Origin of the sequence: Nonomuraea wenchangensis (genome assembly GCF_900111685.1) — a bacterium.
In the GTDB taxonomy this organism is placed as follows: domain Bacteria; phylum Actinomycetota; class Actinomycetes; order Streptosporangiales; family Streptosporangiaceae; genus Nonomuraea; species Nonomuraea wenchangensis.
Map to the genome: position 1 here is coordinate 43,524 of NZ_FOHX01000025.1, position 17,880 is coordinate 61,403.

Sequence of the window (17,880 nt, forward strand, 5' to 3'; positions counted from 1 at the left end):
TGCCATCAGGAGAAACCCGGAGCTGTCCCCGAGATCGCCCCCTGAAAAGATCATTTCTCCTACGCGCGAAAGCGCCAGACGATATAAAAAGGACCTATGAGATGGCGAGACCGGTATGGCCTTCGTCGATGGCGCGGCCCGAAGATCGCGAAGTTCGACCGTGAGGCGACAGACGCCGACATCGAGGCGTTGATCGCATTCGCCCGTTCCCGGCGCGGCGTCGAGTTCTACGTCGAGCCGGAAACGTTCGCCACCGACACGACCGCCGTCGCCGTCGCCGACGACGGCGAGTGGACCAGGCGCCGTGTCGGCTCTCCCGCCGTGATTCACAAGGTCGCCCGTGATCTGGCACTGCCGGTGTACGACGTCCAGCTCACCGGATATCCGCCCCGCATGCGGGCATTCAACGAACGCCGCCGCCGCGAAGAAGGCTCACTCTAGTCACGGTCGCCCGGCCCGGTTTGGGCGGCATGGTTTCGACGTCGTGGTTTCGGCGGTGTGCTCGGGCATCGGCTGATTTCAGGATTCGGGATGTCACGAGGGGCGACACGGGCCGGGATCGACCCTTGTGAGGTGTGCTTCTCGGCGCACGCTCAGGTGTCCCCCACTTGTTTTCCGCCGCCGCTCGTCACTGGAGCGACGCTCAATCTCCTGGGACGGGGGTTTCGTCGTCCAGCAGGAGGCCCGACAGAGGCAGGAGCCAGCCCGCGTGGGCGGCGCCCATGGCCGTGTCGAGCTCGGCGGGGGTCGGCATGCGGTCGCGCAGGATCGCGGGTGAGAGCAGATTCTGGAGCGCGTGCATGAGCAGGTTGGCCATCGAGTAGCCAGGGTCGATGGCCAGGGCGCGTTCGAGGGCGACGGTGGCCAGGATGTTGTCGCCCGACCGCCAAGCCGCCATCGCCAGCAGGGACGCCGCAGGTGGTGCGAAGCGCGGCTCCAAGCGGCGGGTCAGGTCTTTCCACAGCGCCACGTGGGACTCGTCCATGAGCGTCCATGCCTCGTCGCGGATCCGGACCAGCGCGAGGTCGAGGCCCAGCCTGGCGGCCTCCAGGTCGGTGAGCCGCCCGCCCTCCTCATGGGTAGCCAGGGCTTTGCGGACGCGGGACAGGCCCTCCGCCACGAAGGCGCGGGTGAAGGCGTCGAGGTTGGTGGCCGCCGCCAGCGCGGCCTTGACCTCGCCGGCCGCGCCGGACGTGGCGCGGCGCATCGCCAGCCGGACCGGGCCCGTGACCGGGGCGAGGGTGCGTTCGAGGGTCTCGCGATCGGGCAGGGCGACCAGGCCGTGCACCGTGGCCTCGGCGGCGATGCGGCTGCTCCCGGGGTCGTACGGGGTGCCCTCGGCGGGGCAGCAGGACGGGAGGGCGCAGACGTAGGACCAGTAGCGGCCGGCGTCGGCCCGCAGTGCCTCTCCTACGCGGACCCCGGCGCGCGCCGCCACCCGCCTGACCTCGTCCATGGCGGGGGTGACGGCCTTTCCGGGGCCGTAGCCGATGGCGACCATCTCGGTCACCTTTTCCCGTCTGAACATGGTCTCCAGGGCGTCGAGGGTGCCCGAGGACAGGGGGAGGTCCCAGCGGACCACCATCACGGCCCGGCCGTGCTCCAAACCCACCGCGACCAGGCTGTTGGAGGGGTGGAAGCCGACGAGATAGGGGACGGCGGCCAGGATGTCCGACGGGCTGGTGAGGGTGAGGAACGGTGAAGTGGAAGCGGGGGTCGAAGGAGGGGTGAAGGGGGGCGGGGGCGAGGGCGGGGAGGTGTTGGTCGTCATGGACCGTCAGGGTGCCCGGAAGCGCGGGCCTGGAATGAGCCGAAGCCGATTCTGGGGATAAGCGTGCGGGCGACGGGCCGCCCTGTGGACAACGCCCGCACAGGTGGTGGCGCCCGCCCGGCCACTTGAGCGACCCATCGGATGAGGGTGGGGTGCTCGGGGCCGGCGGATGGGCACGACGCTGGGCGCAACCGGTGGCTGCGGGGTCAAGGCTGCCCCCCGGTCGCCGACCAGAGGGTGACCGACGGGTGCAGGCAAGGGCGGCCTGTGAGCGCGGACCAGAGGGTGACCGACGGCTACGGGCCAAGGAGCAGCCAGCAGGTGCGGTCAGATGGTGATCGGCCGTTCCCGGCAAGGTGCAGCCAGCGGGCACAGACCAGAGGGCGACCGACCGCTACGGGCCGAGCAGCAGCCAGCAGGCACAGACCAGGGGGGTGACCGATGGCTCCTGGCCGAGGAGCAGCCAGCGGGTGCGGATCCCCCGAGGACCATGGACGCGGATCAGAGGGTGACCGGTGGATGCGGGGCGGGGAGCGGGTGGCGGGTCAGGGGGTGGTCGGGGGGTGGGGGGCCTGGATGGTGGGGGCGATGTGGTGGCGGACCAGGAAGGCGGCGCCGGCCACCGCCGCCGGCATGGCGATCACCGCCACGAACGGCACCAGGAACAGGACGAACACCGCCACCCCGAACCCCAGCGTCACGCCCATGTTGGCGCGCAGCAGCCGGAAACGTTCCTTGCGCGCCACGCCCCGCCGCTCCAGCGCCAGCGTCGTGAGCTCGACGGTCAGGAAGAACCCGGACACCGCCGCCCCCAGCACGGGCACCACGGTCTGCCCCAGCACCGGCACGAACCCCAGCACGAACAGCGGCAGGGTGAACAGCAGCACGTAGCAGAGCGTCACCAGGCTGTCCCTGATCGAGCGCGGCAGGGTGCGCCACCACGGCTGCTCGATCTCGTCGTCCAGCGGGTCGGCCGCCGCCGACAGCCGCTCGTAGAACGGCTCGCCGATGGCGAGGGTGACCGCGGTGAACGTCACCACCGCGAGCGCCAGCCCGCCGGCGAACAGCACGATCCCGACCAGGGTGCGGAAGACGCCCTGCCAGCTCCAGGCGTCGGCGAACGGGGTCAGGAACTCGGCCAGCTCGAACGCGTACATGCCCAGGAAGATCAGCGCCACCACGTAGACGGCGAACGCGATGAGCGCGGGGATGAGCCCGAAGCCCCACCACCGGCCGTTCCTGGCCACCCAGCCGAACCCCTTGAGAAAGAAGCCGATTCCGGCCGAGAAGTCGCGCAATGATCGCATGTCCGGCAGGCTAGCGCCAGAACGCCGTCACCGCGTAGCCGAGCTCGGCGAGCAGGTCGCGCAGCAGCGGCAGCGACAGGCCGAGCACGTTGCCGTGGTCGCCGTCGATGCCCTCGACGAACCAGCCGCCGCGCCCCTCGATGCTGAACGCCCCGGCCAGTCCGAGCGGTTCGCCGGTGGCGGCGTAGGCGGCGATCTCCTCGTCGGACGGCTGCCCGAAGCGCACCACGGTGGTCGCCACCTCGGCGACCTGCCGTCCGGCGGCGACGTCGATGACGCAGTGGCCGGTCACGAGGCGGCCGGTGCGGCCACGCATGATCCGCCACCGCTCCACGACCTCCTCCGCGGAGGCCGGCTTGCCGTAGGGGCGGCCGTCGAGCTCCAGGATGGAGTCGCAGCCGATGACCACGCCCTGGTCGAGCCCGTCCGCGACGGCCTCGGCCTTGGCCCTCGCCAGCACGAGGCTGAGCGCGGCCGGGCTGTGCGCGGTGTAGGCGTCCTCGTCGACCCCGCTGACGATCACCTTGGGGTCGAGGCCGGCGTGGCGCAGCAGGGCCAGGCGGGCGGGAGAGGCGGAAGCCAGAACGATCACCGGACAAGCCTACCGGTCGCGACCGGTCACCAGTCGGGAAGGGACGTTCCGGGCAGTCCGCCGTAGATCCCGGGACGGCCGGGGCCGGGGCCGAAGATGTGGTCGAGCAGTTCGTCGAGGAGTTCGCGGCGCGCGTCGGGCAGGGCGGCGCGCTCGCGTTCGAGCTCGTCGACCAGGGCGTCCGCGTCGAGGTCGCGGCCGTCGGCCCGGGTGGCCAGGAGGTACATCACCATGGGGGCGATCAGCGGCAGCAGCTTCATCATGGCGCCGGTGTCGACGCCGAACAGCCGCCCCAGCCCGGTCGCCGCCGCCTCGGTGCCCTGCCCGCCGAGCACGTGGCCGAGGATGCTGTGGCCGTCGCGGGTGAGCGAGGCCACGTCGCCGTCGAAGGGGTCGGCGTCGACGTGGTCCTCCAGCGCGCCGCGCAGGGCGTCGGCCCCGTCGGGGTACTGCACGTTGCGGGCGAGGCCGCCGATGACGATGCCGGTGACGGCCTGGACGATGTCGCGGGCCTTGTCCTCGTCGGTGCCGAGCATGGCGGCGGTCTGCTCCACGCCCGGCCGGCCGAGTTGGTCGAGCAGCTGCTGGTCGAGGAGTTCGTCGTACGGCGTCACGGCTCTCCTCCGATCCTCGGCGCTCGAAGGCTCCTGACGCTACAGGTGCCCATGACACCGCCCGACAACCGCCGCACAATGCCCGCTTTGTGCTAATTCTCGGGAAAAATCAGGAGGTGACGTCGGCCTTCGACTGGCTGGCCAGACCGGCCGCGGCGTACGCGTCGGCCTCGTCCAGCGTCTCGTGCTCCAGCAGCGCCGCCACGATCGCCTCCAGCTTGTCGCGGTTGTCGGTGAGCACCTGGACCGCGCGCTCGTAGCACTGCTCCACGATGCGCCGCGCCTCCTCGTCCACGGTGGCGAGGGTGGCGGCGCTGGCCTGCGGCTGCGAGCCGTCGTTGGGCAGGATGGTGAGCGGGCCGACCTTCTCCGACATGCCCCAGCGGCCGACCATGCCCCGGGCGATCATGGTGACCTGTTCGAGGTCGTTCTCGGCGCCGGTGGTGATGACGCCGTAGATGACCTGCTCGGCCGCCATGCCGCCGAGCGCGCCGGTGATGCGGCCGCGGAGGTATTGCTCGTCGTAGGCGTAGCGGTCGGTGTCGGGGGTGGACAGCGTCACGCCGAGCGCGCGCCCGCGCGGGATGATCGAGATCTTCCTGACCGGGTCGGCGCCGGGCTGGAGCATGCCGAGCAGCGCGTGACCGGCCTCGTGGTAGGCGGTGCGGGTGCGCTCCTCCTCCGGCATCACGATGCTGCGGGCCGCGCCGAGCTGCAGCTTCTCCAGCGCGTCGGTGAAGTCGGATCTGGTGACCTTCTCCTTGCCGCGCTTGGCGGCGAGCAGGGCCGACTCGTTGACGAGGTTGGCCAGGTCGGCGCCGGTCATGCCGGGCGTGGTCTTGGCGAGCTGGTCGAGGCTGACCTCGGCGTCCAGCGGGACGCCGCGGGTGTGCACGCCGAGGATCGCGGTGCGCCCGGCGGCGTCCGGCAGCCCCACCTGCACGGTCCGGTCGAACCGGCCGGGGCGCAGCAGCGCCGGGTCGAGGATCTCGGGACGGTTGGTGGCGCCGATGACGATGACGCCCTCGGCCCCGGAGAAGCCGTCCATCTCGGTGAGGATCTGGTTGAGCGTCTGCTCGCGCTCGTCGTGGCCGCCGATGCCGCCCGCGCCGCCCCTGGCCCGGCCGATGGCGTCGATCTCGTCGATGAACACGATCGACGGCGCCACCTTGCGCGCCTCCTCGAACAGGTCGCGTACGCGCGAGGCGCCCACGCCGACGATCATCTCGATGAACTCGGAGGCGGAGGCGGAGAAGTAGGGGACCTTGGCCTCGCCCGCGACGGCCCTGGCCAGCAGCGTCTTGCCGGTGCCGGGCGGGCCGGCGAGCAGCACGCCCTTGGGCAGCTTGGCGCCGAGCCGGCGGTATTTGCCCGGGTCCTTGAGGTAGTCGACGATCTCGACCAGCTCGTTCTCGACCTCGTCGATGCCGGCGACGTCGTCGAAGGTGACCCGCACCTGCCCGGCCTCGACCGGCTTGGCCGCCTTGGACTTGCCGAGGCCGCCGAGCCCGCCGCCGCCCATCATGCTGGCGCCGCGCCGCATGATCCAGATCCACAGGCCGGCCAGCAGCAGCACGGGCAGCAGCGACAGCAGCAGGTTGGAGAAGAAGCCGCGGGTGAGCGGCTTGGAGGTGATCTCCACCTGGCCGCTGCGGAGCTGCTGGTCGAGCTGGTCGGTGTTGGCGAAGGCGGGGATCTCGGTGGAGAACCTCGTGTACGTGGCGCCGCCGTCGGGGTTCTTCGCCGCGCTCCTCAGGTCGCCCTCGACCGACAGGCCCTGGGCGGAGATGTCCTTGACGTTCTTGGCGTCGACCTGGGTGGTGAACTCGGTGTACGAGATGGTCTCCACCGACTCGTTGTCGACGAACGACGACACGACGAAGAAGCCCGCGTACACGACCAGCAGCGTGACGACAAACCGCCACCAATTGATCTTGGGCCGGCCGCCGGGCGTGCCGGGCAGGCCCTCAGAGCGCCAGGGCGGCTTGCCCTTGCCCTTGCCTGGTGCCTGCGGCGGTCCAGAGCGTTCCACGGCGTCCACTCCCCACGTCGCCGCCACCATGATCCTTCTAGCCTAGAACACGCACCCCCGAGGCCACGCGGGCGATGTCGCTCCACTGCTTGCGCTGCGCGTCAGGCACTGTCACGAACGCCAAACCCGGCTTGGACATTCCCCCGTCCACCACGACCACCGCCGCGCGCGAGGAGCGCTTGCCGTACGTGACCCGGTAGACGAGCATCCAGCCGTGCCTGACCGGCTGCGAGGCCAGCCAGGTGATGCGGGCGCCCTTCGGGTGATGGTTGAGCGTCCAGCGGGCGGCGAGCAGCGCACTGTCGCGCGGCGACTTCTGCTCCATGATCGGCAGCGGGCAGGTGACGAACATGCCCCGTACCGTGCCGCCGCGCAGCCGCGGCAGCACCTGCCTGGTGGTGAACGGCGCCGGCCCGTACGTCTTCCAGGGCTTCGGCAGCTTCGGCACGGCGAGGCCGCTCCGCCGGTCCTTGGTCACCCGGCGGGAGGGGGCCGGGAGCCGCATGCGCTTGACCTTCGCGGTCAGCTCGGGGACGCGGGGGTCGGCGTACAGGGCCTCCATGGCGGTGTAGCCGGGGGCCAGGGACGTGCCGGGCGTCGGCGTGACCTGGGCGGCGGGCGCGGCCGGGGTCACGGTCTCCGACGGTGACGCCGACGCGGACGCCGACGCGGACACGGACACCGACGCCTCCGCGGAGGGGCCGGACGAGGGCTGCGCGGCCGGCGGCGCGGTTACCGGCCCCGCGACGACCCCGTCCGGCTCCGACGGGAGCACCACGACCACCGCCACGGCGGCCGCCGCGACGGCGGCGGCCACGGCGAGGCCCCGGTACACCACCCGCATACGGATGTCACCGATGCGGGAGCGTTCGGGCGGAGAGGTAAGGGTTCTGGGCTTGGTCGCGGTTCTCACACGGGAACCCTTGATCTCATCTTCCCCATCGAGCACGACGGGAGCGTACGACATATCCCGCCATTACGTATGTGATGCGACCGAAGTGCAATCATGACGTCGTGCAACAGGTGGAGCTCCGCTTCGATCACGCCTCGCGGGCGTCCCAGACCCATACGAACCTCTCGGCGCTCCGCCAGAGCCCCCACGGCGTCTGGGTGGCCGGCGACGAGACCGCCTCCTTCGAGCATCTGGCCTGGACCGGCGACCACTTCGGCGACCAGCGCACGTTCCGCCTGGCGGACTACATCGACCTGCCCGCAGGCCCCGACGACGAGGCCGACATCGAGGGCATGGCGCGGGCCGGTGGGCACCTGTGGGTGGTCGGCTCGCACAGCCTCAAGCGCAGGCGGGTCAAGTCGAAGGACCCGGCCAAGGCCGCCGCCCGCCTGGCCACCCTGGTCAGGGAGGAGAACCGCTACATCCTCGCCCGGCTGCCGCTGCACGGCGAGGAGCCCGGCGCGGGGGCGGTGCTGTCCGGGGAACGCGGCCTCGCGGCGCACCTGCGCGAGGACCCGCATCTCGGGCCGTTCCTGGCGATTCCCGGCAAGGACAACGGCCTCGACGTCGAGGGCATCGCCGTGGTGGGCGAGCGGGTCTACCTCGGGCTGCGCGGCCCGGTGCTGCGCGGCTGGGCGGTGGTGCTGGAGCTGCGGCTGGAGGAGACGGGACGGGGGCGGCTGCGGCTGCGCGAGCCGTACCGCAAGCACTTCCTCGACCTCGGCGGGCTCGGCGTGCGGGACCTGTGCCCCGACGGCGACCCGGACGGCGACCCGGACGACTGCGGACTGCTGATGCTCACCGGCCCGTCCATGGCGCTCGACGGCCCGGTGCACGTGCGGCGCTGGTGGCCGGGGCGGCGGTCGGGCGTGGTGCCCGCGGGCGAGCTGGAGGTCGTCATGGACCTGCCGTACGGGGCCGGCTGCGACCATCCCGAGGGGCTGGCGCGGCTGGCCGACGGCCGGCTGATGGTCGTCTACGACAGCCCGTCGCCGGCCCGGATCACCCCGGCCGGCGGCGTGCTGGCCGACGTCTTCACGATCTAGCGACCCGGCCCCGGAGCCAGGGCGCGTCGGCGACGAACGTGCACGAGCCCGGCTCGATCTCGGTGAACCCGGCGTCGCGCACGACCGGCAGCCCGGCCGCGACCATGGCGTCGAAGTCGTCCCGCGCCGGGGCCGTACGGACCGAGACGGCCAGCCCGGCGGCCCGCCAGGCCGCGCGCCCGGCGGCGTCGCTGGCCCACCAGGCGAGCTGGGCCGCGTGCCCGGCCTGCGCCATGGCCTTGCCCGCGGTCATCTCCAGGCCGGGGTTGGCCCACAGGACCGGGGGGACGGCGGGCGGCGGCTCGTGGGCGTCGCTCAGCTCGGTGCCCCCGACCTGCAGCCGGGCGAGGTCGCGCGGCCAGTCGTCCAGCGGCACCGGCGGATGGACGCGGACCTCGGCCGTGCGGTGCTCGACCGTACGGCCGGGCAGCGCCACGGCCCGCCGCCACTCGGCGCCGCGCGCCCTGCGCACGACCTTGCGGATCTTCCCGGTGGACTGCCAGGCGTGCAGCTCGGCGGCCCACTCCCCCGGGTCGTCGAGCAGGCCGAGCACCGCCATGGCGGCGGCCTCCAGCGCGTCGGTGCGTTCGGGGGGCGTGGCCCGCTCGATCCTGACGACCAGCGGCAGCACGTACAACTCTTCGTTCATCGGGTCCTAGCATGCCTGATCGCCAGGGACATGCCGGCGGCGAGGAGGCAGAGCGCGCCCGCCGCGTACCAGGCGAGGTCGTAGGCGCCGAGGTGGTCGCGGGTGAGCCCGGCGGCGACGGCGGCGAACGCGGCCCCCACCTGGTGGGAGGCGAACACCCAGCCGAACACCACGGCCCCGTCCGCGCCGTAGATGCGGCGGCACAGCGCCACGGTGGGCGGCACGGTCGCCACCCAGTCCAGGCCGTAGAAGATGATGAAGATCAGCATGCTGGGCTCGGTCGTGGCCGCGAACAGGCTGGGCAGCACCATCAGCGACAGCCCGCGCAGCCCGTAGTAGAGGCCGAGCAGCACCTTCGGGTCGATCCTGTCGCTCAGCCAGCCCGAGGCGACGGTGCCGGCGATGTCGAAGATCCCGATGACGGCGAGCAGCCCGGCCGCGACGGGCTCGGCCATGCCGTGGTCGTGGGCGGCGGGGATGAAGTGGGTGCCGACCAGGCCGTTCGTGCTCGCGCCGCAGATCGCGAAGCCGCCCGCCAGCAGCCAGAACGGGCGCGTGCGTGCCGCCCGGCCGAGCACGGCGAGCGCGCGGAGCGCCGCGTTGCCGCTGCCGGGGGCCGGGCGTTCCTGGCCCGGCTCCGCGCCGAGCGCCGTCGTTCCGATGTCCTCGGGGCGGTCGCGCAGCAGCCACCACACGAACGGCACCACCGCCAGCGCCGCCCCGGCGACCGCGATCGAGGCCCAGCGCCAGCCGGGACCCTCGGCCAGCCAGGCGAGAACGGGCAGGAAGACGAGCTGCCCGGTCGCGCCGGCCGCCGTGAGGATGCCGGTGACCAGCCCCCGGTGCCTGACGAACCAGCGGTCCACCACGGTCGCGGCGAACACCAGCGCCATCGAGCCGGTTCCGAGCCCGACGAAGATGCCCCAGAACAGCAGGAGATGCCAGCTCGCCGTCATGAACACGGTCAGCCCGCTGCCCGCCGCGATCAGCAGCAGGGCCAGCGCGACCACGCGGCGCATGCCGAACCGGTCCATGAGCGCGGCGGCGAAGGGGGCGGTGAGGCCGTACAGGACCAGGTTGACCGACACCGCCAGCGAGACGGTGCCGGTGGACCAGCCGAACTCCGCGCGCAGCGGCGTGATCAGCACGCCCGGCGTGGCCCGGAACCCGGCCGCGCCCAGGATCGCCACGAAGGCGACGGCCGCCACGTACCAGGCGCGGTGCGGGCCGCGGCGGATCGGCCCGGCGACGGGGGCGCGGGCGGGGGTGGTGCTGGAGGTCATGCGGCAATCCTGGGGGTTCTGCCAATGAGGGGACGAGTGGCCGGAAAGCCAATATGTGCAAGAATCCGGCCATGCGCCGTCATCGTATCGCCGTGGTCGCGCTCAACCACTTCGCCCCGCTCGACTTCGGCATCCCCGGCCAGGTCTTCTGGGCCGCCGAGACCCCCGGCGGCGAGAAACTGTACGAGGTCGTGACCTGCTCCGAGGGCCGCCGGCCGGTGCGCTGCTCGGCGGGCTACAGCGTCCAGCCCGACCACGACCTCGACGTGCTCGACACAGCCGACACCGTCCTCGTGCCCGGCATCCACGCGGGCCGGGTGCTCAAGGACGGCACGCTCTCCGCCGGGCTGCGCGCCGCCCTGCGCGGCCGGCCGCGGGTGATGTCGATCTGCACGGGGGCGTTCGTGCTGGCCGCGGCCGGGCTACTCGACGGCCGTCCGGCCACCACGCACTGGCGGGAGGCGCCCCGGTTCGCGGAGCTGTTCCCGCAGGTGAAGCTGGACCCCGACGTCCTGTTCGTGGACGACGGCGACGTGCTGACCTCGGCCGGCGTGGCCGCGGGCATGGACCTGTGCCTGCACGTCATCCGGCGCGACCACGGCAGCGAGGTGGCCAACCGCACCGCCCGCCGGTGCGTGATGCCGCCGTGGCGGGAGGGCGGCCAGGCGCAGTACGTCGAGCGTCCGTTGCCGCACGAGCCGGCCGGCGGCCTGGGCGCGACCCGGGAGTGGATGCTCGCCCACCTCGACCGCCCGCTCGACCTCAACGCCCTCGCCGGGCACGCCAGGATGAGCGTACGCACCTTCACCCGGCGCTTCCGCGAGGAGACCGGGGTGAGCCCGGCCAGATGGCTGGCCGCCCAGCGGGTGCAGCACGCCAGGCACCTGCTGGAGACCACCGATCTCGGGGTGGAGGAGGTGGCGAGGCGGGCCGGGTTCGGCACGGCGGTCTCGCTGCGCCAGCACCTGCACGCGGCGGTGGGGGTGGCGCCGCTGGCGTACCGGCACACGTTCCGGCGGGTGTGATCTACCGCCGCGTCCGCGTTCCACCTAAAGTCGGGACATGACCGAGACGGACCGCGTGCCGGCCGGGATCGACCCCAACGTGCCGAGCGTCGCCCGCATGTACGACTACTACCTCGGCGGCCGGGACAACTTCGCCGTGGACCGCGAGGCCGCCGAGAAGATGATCGAGCTCGGCCGGCGGCTCGGCAACGACGCCCGCGAGATCGCCCTCGCCAACCGCGCCTTCCTCGGCCGGGCGGTGCGCATGCTGGCCGAGGCGGGCGTGCGTCAGTTCCTGGACATCGGCGCAGGGCTGCCCACACAGGACAACGTCCACCAGGTCGCGCGGCGGCACGGGCCGGGCTCGCGGGTCGTCTACGTGGACAACGATCCGATCGTCCTCACCCACGCCCGCGCCCTGCTCGCCACGGACCCCGACGTGATCGTGGTGCAGGGCGACCTCAAGGACGCGGACGCGATCTTCGACGACCCGCGCGTGGCCGGGCACCTGGACCTGTCGCGGCCGTTCGCCGTCCTGATGGTCGCCGTGCTGCACTTCGTCCCCGACGACGCCGAGGCCGGACGCATCGCGGCGCGGGTGCGGGAGCGGCTGCGCCCGGGCGGGCACCTCGTGCTGTCCCACCTGTACGCGGGCGACGCCGGCGAGGACGCCGTGCTGGCCGGACGCCAGGTGTACGCGAACACGCCCTCCGGCGGCCTCGTGCGGCGCGGCCACGACCAGATCGCGGCCTTCTTCGACGGGCTGGAGCTGGTCGGGCCCGGCGTGGTGCCGGTCGCCGACTGGACGCCGGACGGCGCGCCCGGCGGGGAGCACGACTACGTGAGGTCCGGCATCCTGGCCGGCGTCGGCCGCGTCCCGGCCTAGCCCCTTCTCACGCGGCCTGCGGGCCGACCACGTCCACCACCCAGGTGACGCCGAAACGGTCCTTCAGCATGCCGTAGAGCGCCGCCCACTCGGCGGGCCCGAACGGCCGCAGCACGCTCGCCCCGACGGCGAGCTTCTCCCAGTAGGCGGTCACCTCGGCGGCGTCCTGGCCGCGCAGCGAGAGGAAGAACGCGTTCTGGCCCTGGTCCCACGGCTGGCCCGACGGCACGTCGTAGGCCATCACGCGGAACCCGTTGGGCGCGCTCACCTGGCCCCACATGACCTGGCCGGCCTCGGCCGGGTCCTGGACGTTCCCGGCGTCCTGGTAGGTGACGGCGACCACGTCGCCGCCGAACACGGACTGGTAGAAGGCGAGCGCCTCGCGGGCGTCGCCACGGAAGTTGAGGTGGGTCACGGCGTCGACGGACATGATCGCTCCTTGCGCTGTCAGACGGTGGTCAGCGAGCGGGCGCTTTCCCGGCCCGCTCGATGACCACCGTGCCAGCCGAAGCGGCCAGGTTGTGTCCTCTTCCCGCCGTGACCCCACCCGCCTCACAGCAGCAGCAGCGCGTCCGCCACCGGAACGGTGCTGTAGTCCTCGCCCGCGACCGGGCGGATGTCCTCCCACGGCACCCAGCGCGCCTGCCCCTCGTGCGCGACGCCGTCGTCCGCCGGCCGCGCCCGCGGCGGCCACAGCAGGAAACCCCAACGTTCGCCCGCGGCGTCGTCACCCCAGGCGAGCAGATAGCGCGCCGCGCCGGCGCGAAGAACGATCGGCGGCCGCCAGAGCTCGGGAAGTTCCTTCGGCGTGAGATCCATGTCACCATTATACGAACGCCAGTTCGATATCGCCACCTATAGAGAGCGGGCGGTCTCGCCCCCGGTGACGGCGAACGCCCTGCGGTAGGCGGACGGCGACGTCCGCATGGCCCTGGCGAAGTGCCGCCGGAACGTCACCGCGCTCTCGAACCCCACCGCCGCCCCGATCTCCTCCACCGGCGCCCCCGTGGACTCCAGCATCGGCAGGCTGGCCGCCACCCGCTGCGCGATCACCCACCGCAGCGGGCTGGTGCCGGTCCGCCGGTGGAAGTGCCTGATGAACGAGCGCTGCGACATGGTCGCCACCCGCGCCAGGTCGGCCACCGTGATCGGCCGGGCCAGGTGCTCCATGGCCCACGCCATCGCCCGCGCCACCGCGTCGTCGCCGCCGACCGGCGTGACCGCCGCCTCGATGAACTGGGCCTGCCCGCCCTCCCGGTGCGGCGGCACGACCAGGCGGCGGGCGACGGCGTTGGCGACGCGCGGGCCGTGGTCGGTGCGGACGAGGTGGATCAGCAGGTCGAGCCCCGCGGCGCTGCCCGCGCTGGTCAGCACGTCGCCGTCGTCCACGTACAGGACCGAGGGGTTGACCCGGACGGCGGGGAAGCGTTCCTGGAGCAGGGCCGCGTACCTCCAGTGGGTGGTGGCCGGGCGGCCGTCGAGCAGCCCGGCGGCGGCCAGCGCGAAGGCGCCCGAGCAGATCGACACCAGCCGCGCGCCACGCCCGTGCGCCCGGCGCAGCGCCGCCACGAGCGGGGCAGGCACCGGCCCGCGCACGTCCGCCACCCCGGGGACGATCACCGTGTCGGCCTCGGCCAGCACGTCGAGGCCGTGCTCGGCGCTCATGGTGAATCCGCCCACCACGCGCAGCGGCTCCGGGGACGCCGCGCACACCCTGAGGTCGTACCAGGGGACGCCGTACTCGGCCAGCTCGGGCCGTGGCAGCCCGAACAGCTCCACCACGCAGCCCAGCTCGAACGGCGCCATCCCGTCGAAGGCCAGCGCGGCGACCCGGTGCGGCCGGGCCGGGTCGGGGAGGAGCATGAGCGCATGTTAGCCGGGCTCCTCCAGCGGCAGAGGAAGTGCATGCATATCTCGGCGGTACAGACGGTTCTCCCCGATCACCGCTACGAGCAGGCGGAGATCACCGAGGCGTTCGCCCGTCTGACCCACTGCGACGAGGACCTCCTGCGGCGCTTCCACGAGGCGACCGGCGTGACGGGCCGCAGTCTGGCGCTCCCGCTGGAGGACTACGCCAAGCTCGACTCCTTCGGCCGCGCCAACGACGCGTACGTGGAGGTCGGCCTCGACCTGACCGAGCGGGCGCTGACGGCCGCGCTCGACCAGGCGGGCGTGGAGCCGAAGAGGGTCGATCACCTGCTGTTCTGCTCGACCACGGGCCTGGCCACGCCCTCGCTGGACGCGCGGCTGGCCAAACGCATGGGGCTGCGGCCTGACGTCAAGCGGCTGCCGGTGTTCGGGCTGGGGTGCGCGGCCGGGGCGTCGGGCCTGTCCCGCCTGTACGACTACCTGCGCGGCTGGCCGGACCACGTCGCGGCCCTGGTGTGCCTGGAGCTGTGCTCGCTCACCATCCAGCGGGACGACACCTCGATCGCGAACCTCGTGGCGAGCGGCCTGTTCGGCGACGCCGCGGGGGCCGTCGTGGCGACTGGGCGCGGACGGGGGCCGGAGGTCGTGGCGACCCGCAGCCGGCTCTACCCCGGCACCGAGCACCTGATGGGCTGGGAGGTCGGCGACCACGGCTTCCGCATCGTCCTGGACGCCGACCTGACCGATTTCGTCGAGGAGGTGCTGGCGGGCGACATCCGGGCCTTCCTCGCCGACTACGGCCTGACCCCCGACCAGGTGGGCACCTGGATCTGCCACCCCGGCGGCCCCAAGGTCATCGAGAAGATCGTGGAGACGCTGGGCCTGCCGCCGAAGGCGGTCGAGGTGACCTGGCGCTCGCTGCGCCGGCACGGCAACCTGTCGTCCGTGTCGGTGCTCAACGTGCTGCAGGAGACGCGCGGCCGGCCGGGGGCGCCCGCGGTGCTGATGGCCCTGGGGCCGGGCTTCTCCGCCGAGCTGCTCCTGCTGCACTGGTGAGCGCCTACCTGGTGCTGATCGGGCTGGTCGTCATGGAACGGCTGGCCGAGCTGGTCGTGGCCCGGCGCAACCTGGCGTGGGCGCGTGCGCGGGGCGGCGTCGAGCACGGCAGGGGCCACTACCCCTGGATCGTGGCGGCGCACGTGGCGCTCCTGGTGGCCGCGCCGGCCGAGGTGTGGCTGCTCGACCGGCCGTTCGTGCCGGCGCTGGGCTGGCCGATGCTGGCCGTGGTGCTGCTCGCGCAGGCGCTGCGCTGGTGGTGCGTCGCGACGCTGGGGCGTCAGTGGAACACGCGGGTGGTCGTGGTGCCGGGGCTGCCGCTGGTGAGCGGCGGGCCGTACCGGTGGGTGCGGCACCCCAACTACGTGGCCGTCGTGGCGGAGGGGGTGGCGCTGCCGCTCGTCCACACCGCCTGGCTCACCGCGCTGGTCTTCACCGCGGCCAACGCGGTCCTTCTGACGATTCGGATCACGGAGGAGGACCGGGCGCTGGCATCCTGTAGCTCATGAGAGAAGAGTTGCTGCCGATGCTGCGCGGGGCCGCCCAGCGCACCGCCGACCTGGTCACCAGCGTTCCCGAGGAGGAGCTCGGCCGGCCCACGCCGTGCTCGGAGTTCGACGTCAGGGGGCTGGTCAACCATATGGAGTGGGCCGTCTCCCTGTTCGAGTCGGTCGCGGGCGGTGGCGGGTTCCCGCCGCAGAAGGACTACACCGGCGACTTCCCGGAGCGGGCCGAGCGCATGCTGATCGCCTGGGACAAGCCGGAGTCGTGGGAGGGCGTCAGCGAGGCCATGGGCGGGCTGCCGCGCACGGTCATCGCCCACATGGCGCTCACCGACCTGGTCGCCCACGGCTGGGACCTCTCCCGTGCGACCGGCCGCGGCTACGAGGTGGAGGAGGCGACCGCCGCCAGGCTGCTCGCCTTCGCCAGGGACATGGCGCCGATCGGCCGGGCGCGGGGCGCGTTCGGCGAGGAGGTCGCCGTGCCGCAGGACGCGCCCGCGCTGGAGAGGTTCCTCGGCCTCATCGGCCGGGATCCGGCCTGGAGACCGTGATCGGCTCCAGCCCCTCGGGCTGCTTGCCGGGGTAGAGCCCGGTGAGCAGGGCGCTGACGGTGTAGAGGTGCCAGGCGAGCGCGGGCTTCTTGACCACAGGGTCGGCGAACAGGGCCCGCGCCTCGTCCGGGTTCACGATGGGCGCGAGCGCGTCGAGGCTGCCGAGCACCTGCCGGCGCAGCACGTCCGTGAGCGCGGGGCCGGGGCTGGTCCGCCAGCTCCAGCCGCCGCCGGTCTTCACGGTCGGCATGGCGGGCGGCGGGACGTGGGCCCACGGCAGGCGCCGGGTCAGGCCCTCCGCGAAGCGCCACGGCTTGCCCTCGATCGGCACGTCACGCAGGCGCGGCGCGAAGCGCAGGACGAGCTGGTAGATCACCTCTTCCGACAGCCGCCAGCGCTGGTCGAGGGCGAGCGCCGCGCGCACCACCCGGTTGTCCAGGAACGGCCGCACCGGGTCGCCGCGGCGCAGGGCGCCGGCCCGCGCGCTGGCCTGCCACCGGCCGACCTTGTACCAGATGTAGATGTGGTCGAGGGCCTCCAGCCGGTCGGGCCGCTCCTGCCAGGGGCGGGCCAGCTCGCGGGCGTGCTCGTTGGCCTCGGCGGTGAACAGCTTGTCGTCCTTGCAGAAGGTCGTGGTGATGCGGCGCAGCAGGGCCTTGTCGCCGAGGTCGGTCTGCAGGAGGTTGAGGCTGCCCGCGCGCAGCGTCTCGCCGCTCTGCCCGGACATGGTGGGCTTGCCGGAGTACGGCAGGTAGCTCACGATCGACTCGTACGCCGAGGTCATGCCCTCGCACGTGCGCAACGTCTCCCAGGCGCGGGCCAGCGGGTGCTCCACCAGCACGGCGTCCTTGGCGGCCGTCTGCGGCGGCGCGATGACCGTGTGCTCGACCTTCAGCTCGGCGGCGATCCGCCGCGCGATGATCACGTCGGGGTGCGTGTCGAGGCCGTTCGTCGTCACCCGGAACGGCACCCGCGCGGCGTGCAGCAGCGCCGCCAGGACGCGGGTGTCGCGCCCGCCGGTCAGCGCCAGGTTGACCGGCTCGCCCAGGGAGCGCAGCGGCTCGACGGTGGCGAGCAGCGCGTCGGCAAGCTCGTCCACGGCGGCCCGCTTGGCCCGGCGGTTCGCCGGCGGCGGCGCCGCCTGCGGCAGCGGGGTCTCGATGATCACGCGCCGGCCGTCGCGCACCTCGACGCGCGTGCTCGGCCGCAGCGCCGACACCCCCTTGTACGGCGTCTCGTCCGACAGGAAGAACCCCTGCCTGACCATCGTCTGGAGCGCCAGGACGTCGTGCTCGACGCGGTCGCCCGGCTGGGCCATCAGATGCACGAGCAGGGCGCGGCTGCCGATGAGGTGCAGGTCGGGCGTCTCGGCGTGGAAGACGGGGCACACCCGGTTGATCGCGGTGCTCGCGCCCAGCTCGCCGTCGCGCGCGTACCAGGAGGAGAAGCAGCCGCCGAGCGGGTCGCCGGGGTCGCGGGGCAGCCGGGCGACGTCGGCGGGGTCGGCCAGGTGGCCGTTCAGCCCGATGATCCGGCCACCGTGCTCGGACAGCAGCGGCGGCAGACGGAGGTCGTCGGGCTCGTTGGTCCAGCCGAGCAGGGAGACGCCTCTGCCGTGCCATTCCCGGCCGCGGATGACGTCCGGGGGCACGGGGAAGGCGAGCTCGATGACGGAGCGGGCCTTCTCCAGGGCAGGAAGGGGGATCTCCCCGTGCTTGGCGGCTATACCGAGGTAGACGCGCATGCCAGTCACATTTATCTCATT

Annotated in this window: 19 protein-coding genes; 7 read left to right on the plus strand and 12 right to left on the minus strand. The window is 72.9% G+C overall.

The window, feature by feature from the left end:
* The first annotated feature begins 96 nt into the window (after window positions 1–96).
* Window positions 97–441, plus strand: a complete 345-nt coding sequence (locus tag BMW85_RS44470; protein WP_091093650.1) for a hypothetical protein — start codon at window positions 97–99, stop codon at window positions 439–441.
* A 202-nt stretch (window positions 442–643) separates the two neighbouring features.
* On the opposite strand, the gene BMW85_RS44475 is transcribed toward BMW85_RS44470, so the two are convergent.
* The 6 genes from BMW85_RS44475 to BMW85_RS44500 all read right to left on the minus strand — a co-directional run bounded on the left by BMW85_RS44475 (window position 644) and on the right by BMW85_RS44500 (window position 7,229).
* Complete coding sequence (locus BMW85_RS44475) at window positions 644–1,771, minus strand: DUF4192 domain-containing protein (RefSeq protein WP_091093652.1); 1,128 nt, start codon at window positions 1,769–1,771, stop codon at window positions 644–646.
* 545 nt (window positions 1,772–2,316) lie between these two features.
* The gene (locus tag BMW85_RS44480) at window positions 2,317–3,078 is read right to left on the minus strand and encodes an EI24 domain-containing protein (protein ID WP_245775447.1); all 762 of its coding nucleotides are present in this window, start codon (window positions 3,076–3,078) and stop codon (window positions 2,317–2,319) included.
* Between the two features lie 10 nt (window positions 3,079–3,088).
* Window positions 3,089–3,670, minus strand: a complete 582-nt coding sequence (locus tag BMW85_RS44485; protein WP_091093655.1) for a Maf family protein — start codon at window positions 3,668–3,670, stop codon at window positions 3,089–3,091.
* Between the two features lie 26 nt (window positions 3,671–3,696).
* Window positions 3,697–4,284, minus strand: coding sequence for a DUF937 domain-containing protein (locus tag BMW85_RS44490; protein WP_091093656.1), 588 nt, complete (start codon window positions 4,282–4,284; stop codon window positions 3,697–3,699).
* A 109-nt stretch (window positions 4,285–4,393) separates the two neighbouring features.
* Complete coding sequence (gene ftsH / locus BMW85_RS44495) at window positions 4,394–6,316, minus strand: ATP-dependent zinc metalloprotease FtsH (protein WP_091093770.1); 1,923 nt, start codon at window positions 6,314–6,316, stop codon at window positions 4,394–4,396.
* A 37-nt stretch (window positions 6,317–6,353) separates the two neighbouring features.
* Window positions 6,354–7,229 carry a hypothetical protein gene (locus tag BMW85_RS44500; RefSeq protein ID WP_143082618.1) on the minus strand — a complete coding sequence of 292 codons (876 nt, stop codon included), beginning with the start codon at window positions 7,227–7,229 and terminating at the stop codon, window positions 6,354–6,356.
* 101 nt (window positions 7,230–7,330) lie between these two features.
* Between BMW85_RS44500 and BMW85_RS44505 the strand changes: the two genes are divergently transcribed.
* On the plus strand, window positions 7,331–8,314 hold the full coding sequence (locus BMW85_RS44505; protein ID WP_245775448.1) for a DUF3616 domain-containing protein: 984 nt from the start codon (window positions 7,331–7,333) through the stop codon (window positions 8,312–8,314).
* On the opposite strand, the gene BMW85_RS44510 is transcribed toward BMW85_RS44505, so the two are convergent.
* Together BMW85_RS44510 and BMW85_RS44515 are read right to left on the minus strand one after the other, a co-directional pair.
* A complete protein-coding gene (locus tag BMW85_RS44510; RefSeq protein WP_245775449.1) occupies window positions 8,304–8,963 on the minus strand; it encodes a peptidyl-tRNA hydrolase in 660 nt (219 codons plus the stop codon). The genes BMW85_RS44505 and BMW85_RS44510 overlap by 11 nt on opposite strands.
* Window positions 8,960–10,246, minus strand: coding sequence for an MFS transporter (locus BMW85_RS44515; protein ID WP_091093663.1), 1,287 nt, complete (start codon window positions 10,244–10,246; stop codon window positions 8,960–8,962). The genes BMW85_RS44510 and BMW85_RS44515 overlap by 4 nt, the downstream gene beginning before the upstream one ends.
* Window positions 10,247–10,317: 71 nt before the next feature.
* On the opposite strand from BMW85_RS44515, the gene BMW85_RS44520 reads away from it, so the two are divergent.
* Together BMW85_RS44520 and BMW85_RS44525 are read left to right on the plus strand one after the other, a co-directional pair.
* Window positions 10,318–11,271, plus strand: coding sequence for a GlxA family transcriptional regulator (locus BMW85_RS44520; RefSeq protein WP_245775450.1), 954 nt, complete (start codon window positions 10,318–10,320; stop codon window positions 11,269–11,271).
* A 37-nt stretch (window positions 11,272–11,308) separates the two neighbouring features.
* Window positions 11,309–12,136, plus strand: a complete 828-nt coding sequence (locus BMW85_RS44525; RefSeq protein WP_091093666.1) for an SAM-dependent methyltransferase — start codon at window positions 11,309–11,311, stop codon at window positions 12,134–12,136.
* A gap of 7 nt (window positions 12,137–12,143) precedes the next feature.
* On the opposite strand, the gene BMW85_RS44530 is transcribed toward BMW85_RS44525, so the two are convergent.
* The 3 genes from BMW85_RS44530 to BMW85_RS44540 form a co-directional block, all read right to left on the minus strand.
* Window positions 12,144–12,566: a VOC family protein gene (locus BMW85_RS44530; protein ID WP_091093668.1), complete on the minus strand. Its 423-nt coding sequence runs from the start codon at window positions 12,564–12,566 to the stop codon at window positions 12,144–12,146.
* Window positions 12,567–12,688: 122 nt separating this feature from the next.
* The gene (locus tag BMW85_RS44535; protein ID WP_091093669.1) at window positions 12,689–12,955 is read right to left on the minus strand and encodes a hypothetical protein; all 267 of its coding nucleotides are present in this window, start codon (window positions 12,953–12,955) and stop codon (window positions 12,689–12,691) included.
* A 36-nt stretch (window positions 12,956–12,991) separates the two neighbouring features.
* The gene (locus tag BMW85_RS44540; RefSeq protein ID WP_091093671.1) at window positions 12,992–13,999 is read right to left on the minus strand and encodes a helix-turn-helix domain-containing protein; all 1,008 of its coding nucleotides are present in this window, start codon (window positions 13,997–13,999) and stop codon (window positions 12,992–12,994) included.
* 42 nt (window positions 14,000–14,041) lie between these two features.
* On the opposite strand from BMW85_RS44540, the gene BMW85_RS44545 reads away from it, so the two are divergent.
* From BMW85_RS44545 to BMW85_RS44555, 3 genes are read left to right on the plus strand one after another with little or no spacing between them, the layout of a single operon-like run.
* Window positions 14,042–15,061, plus strand: coding sequence for a type III polyketide synthase (locus BMW85_RS44545; RefSeq protein ID WP_091093672.1), 1,020 nt, complete (start codon window positions 14,042–14,044; stop codon window positions 15,059–15,061).
* Window positions 15,058–15,570: an isoprenylcysteine carboxyl methyltransferase family protein gene (locus tag BMW85_RS44550; RefSeq protein ID WP_177241202.1), complete on the plus strand. Its 513-nt coding sequence runs from the start codon at window positions 15,058–15,060 to the stop codon at window positions 15,568–15,570. Before BMW85_RS44545 ends, BMW85_RS44550 begins: the two co-directional genes overlap by 4 nt.
* Window positions 15,567–16,115, plus strand: a complete 549-nt coding sequence (locus BMW85_RS44555) for a TIGR03086 family metal-binding protein (protein ID WP_091093674.1) — start codon at window positions 15,567–15,569, stop codon at window positions 16,113–16,115. Before BMW85_RS44550 ends, BMW85_RS44555 begins: the two co-directional genes overlap by 4 nt.
* Here BMW85_RS44555 and BMW85_RS44560 read toward each other — a convergent pair.
* Window positions 16,084–17,859: an asparagine synthase-related protein gene (locus BMW85_RS44560; RefSeq protein ID WP_245775451.1), complete on the minus strand. Its 1,776-nt coding sequence runs from the start codon at window positions 17,857–17,859 to the stop codon at window positions 16,084–16,086. The two genes, BMW85_RS44555 and BMW85_RS44560, sit on opposite strands and share 32 nt — an antisense overlap.
* Window positions 17,860–17,880: the final 21 nt, after the last annotated feature.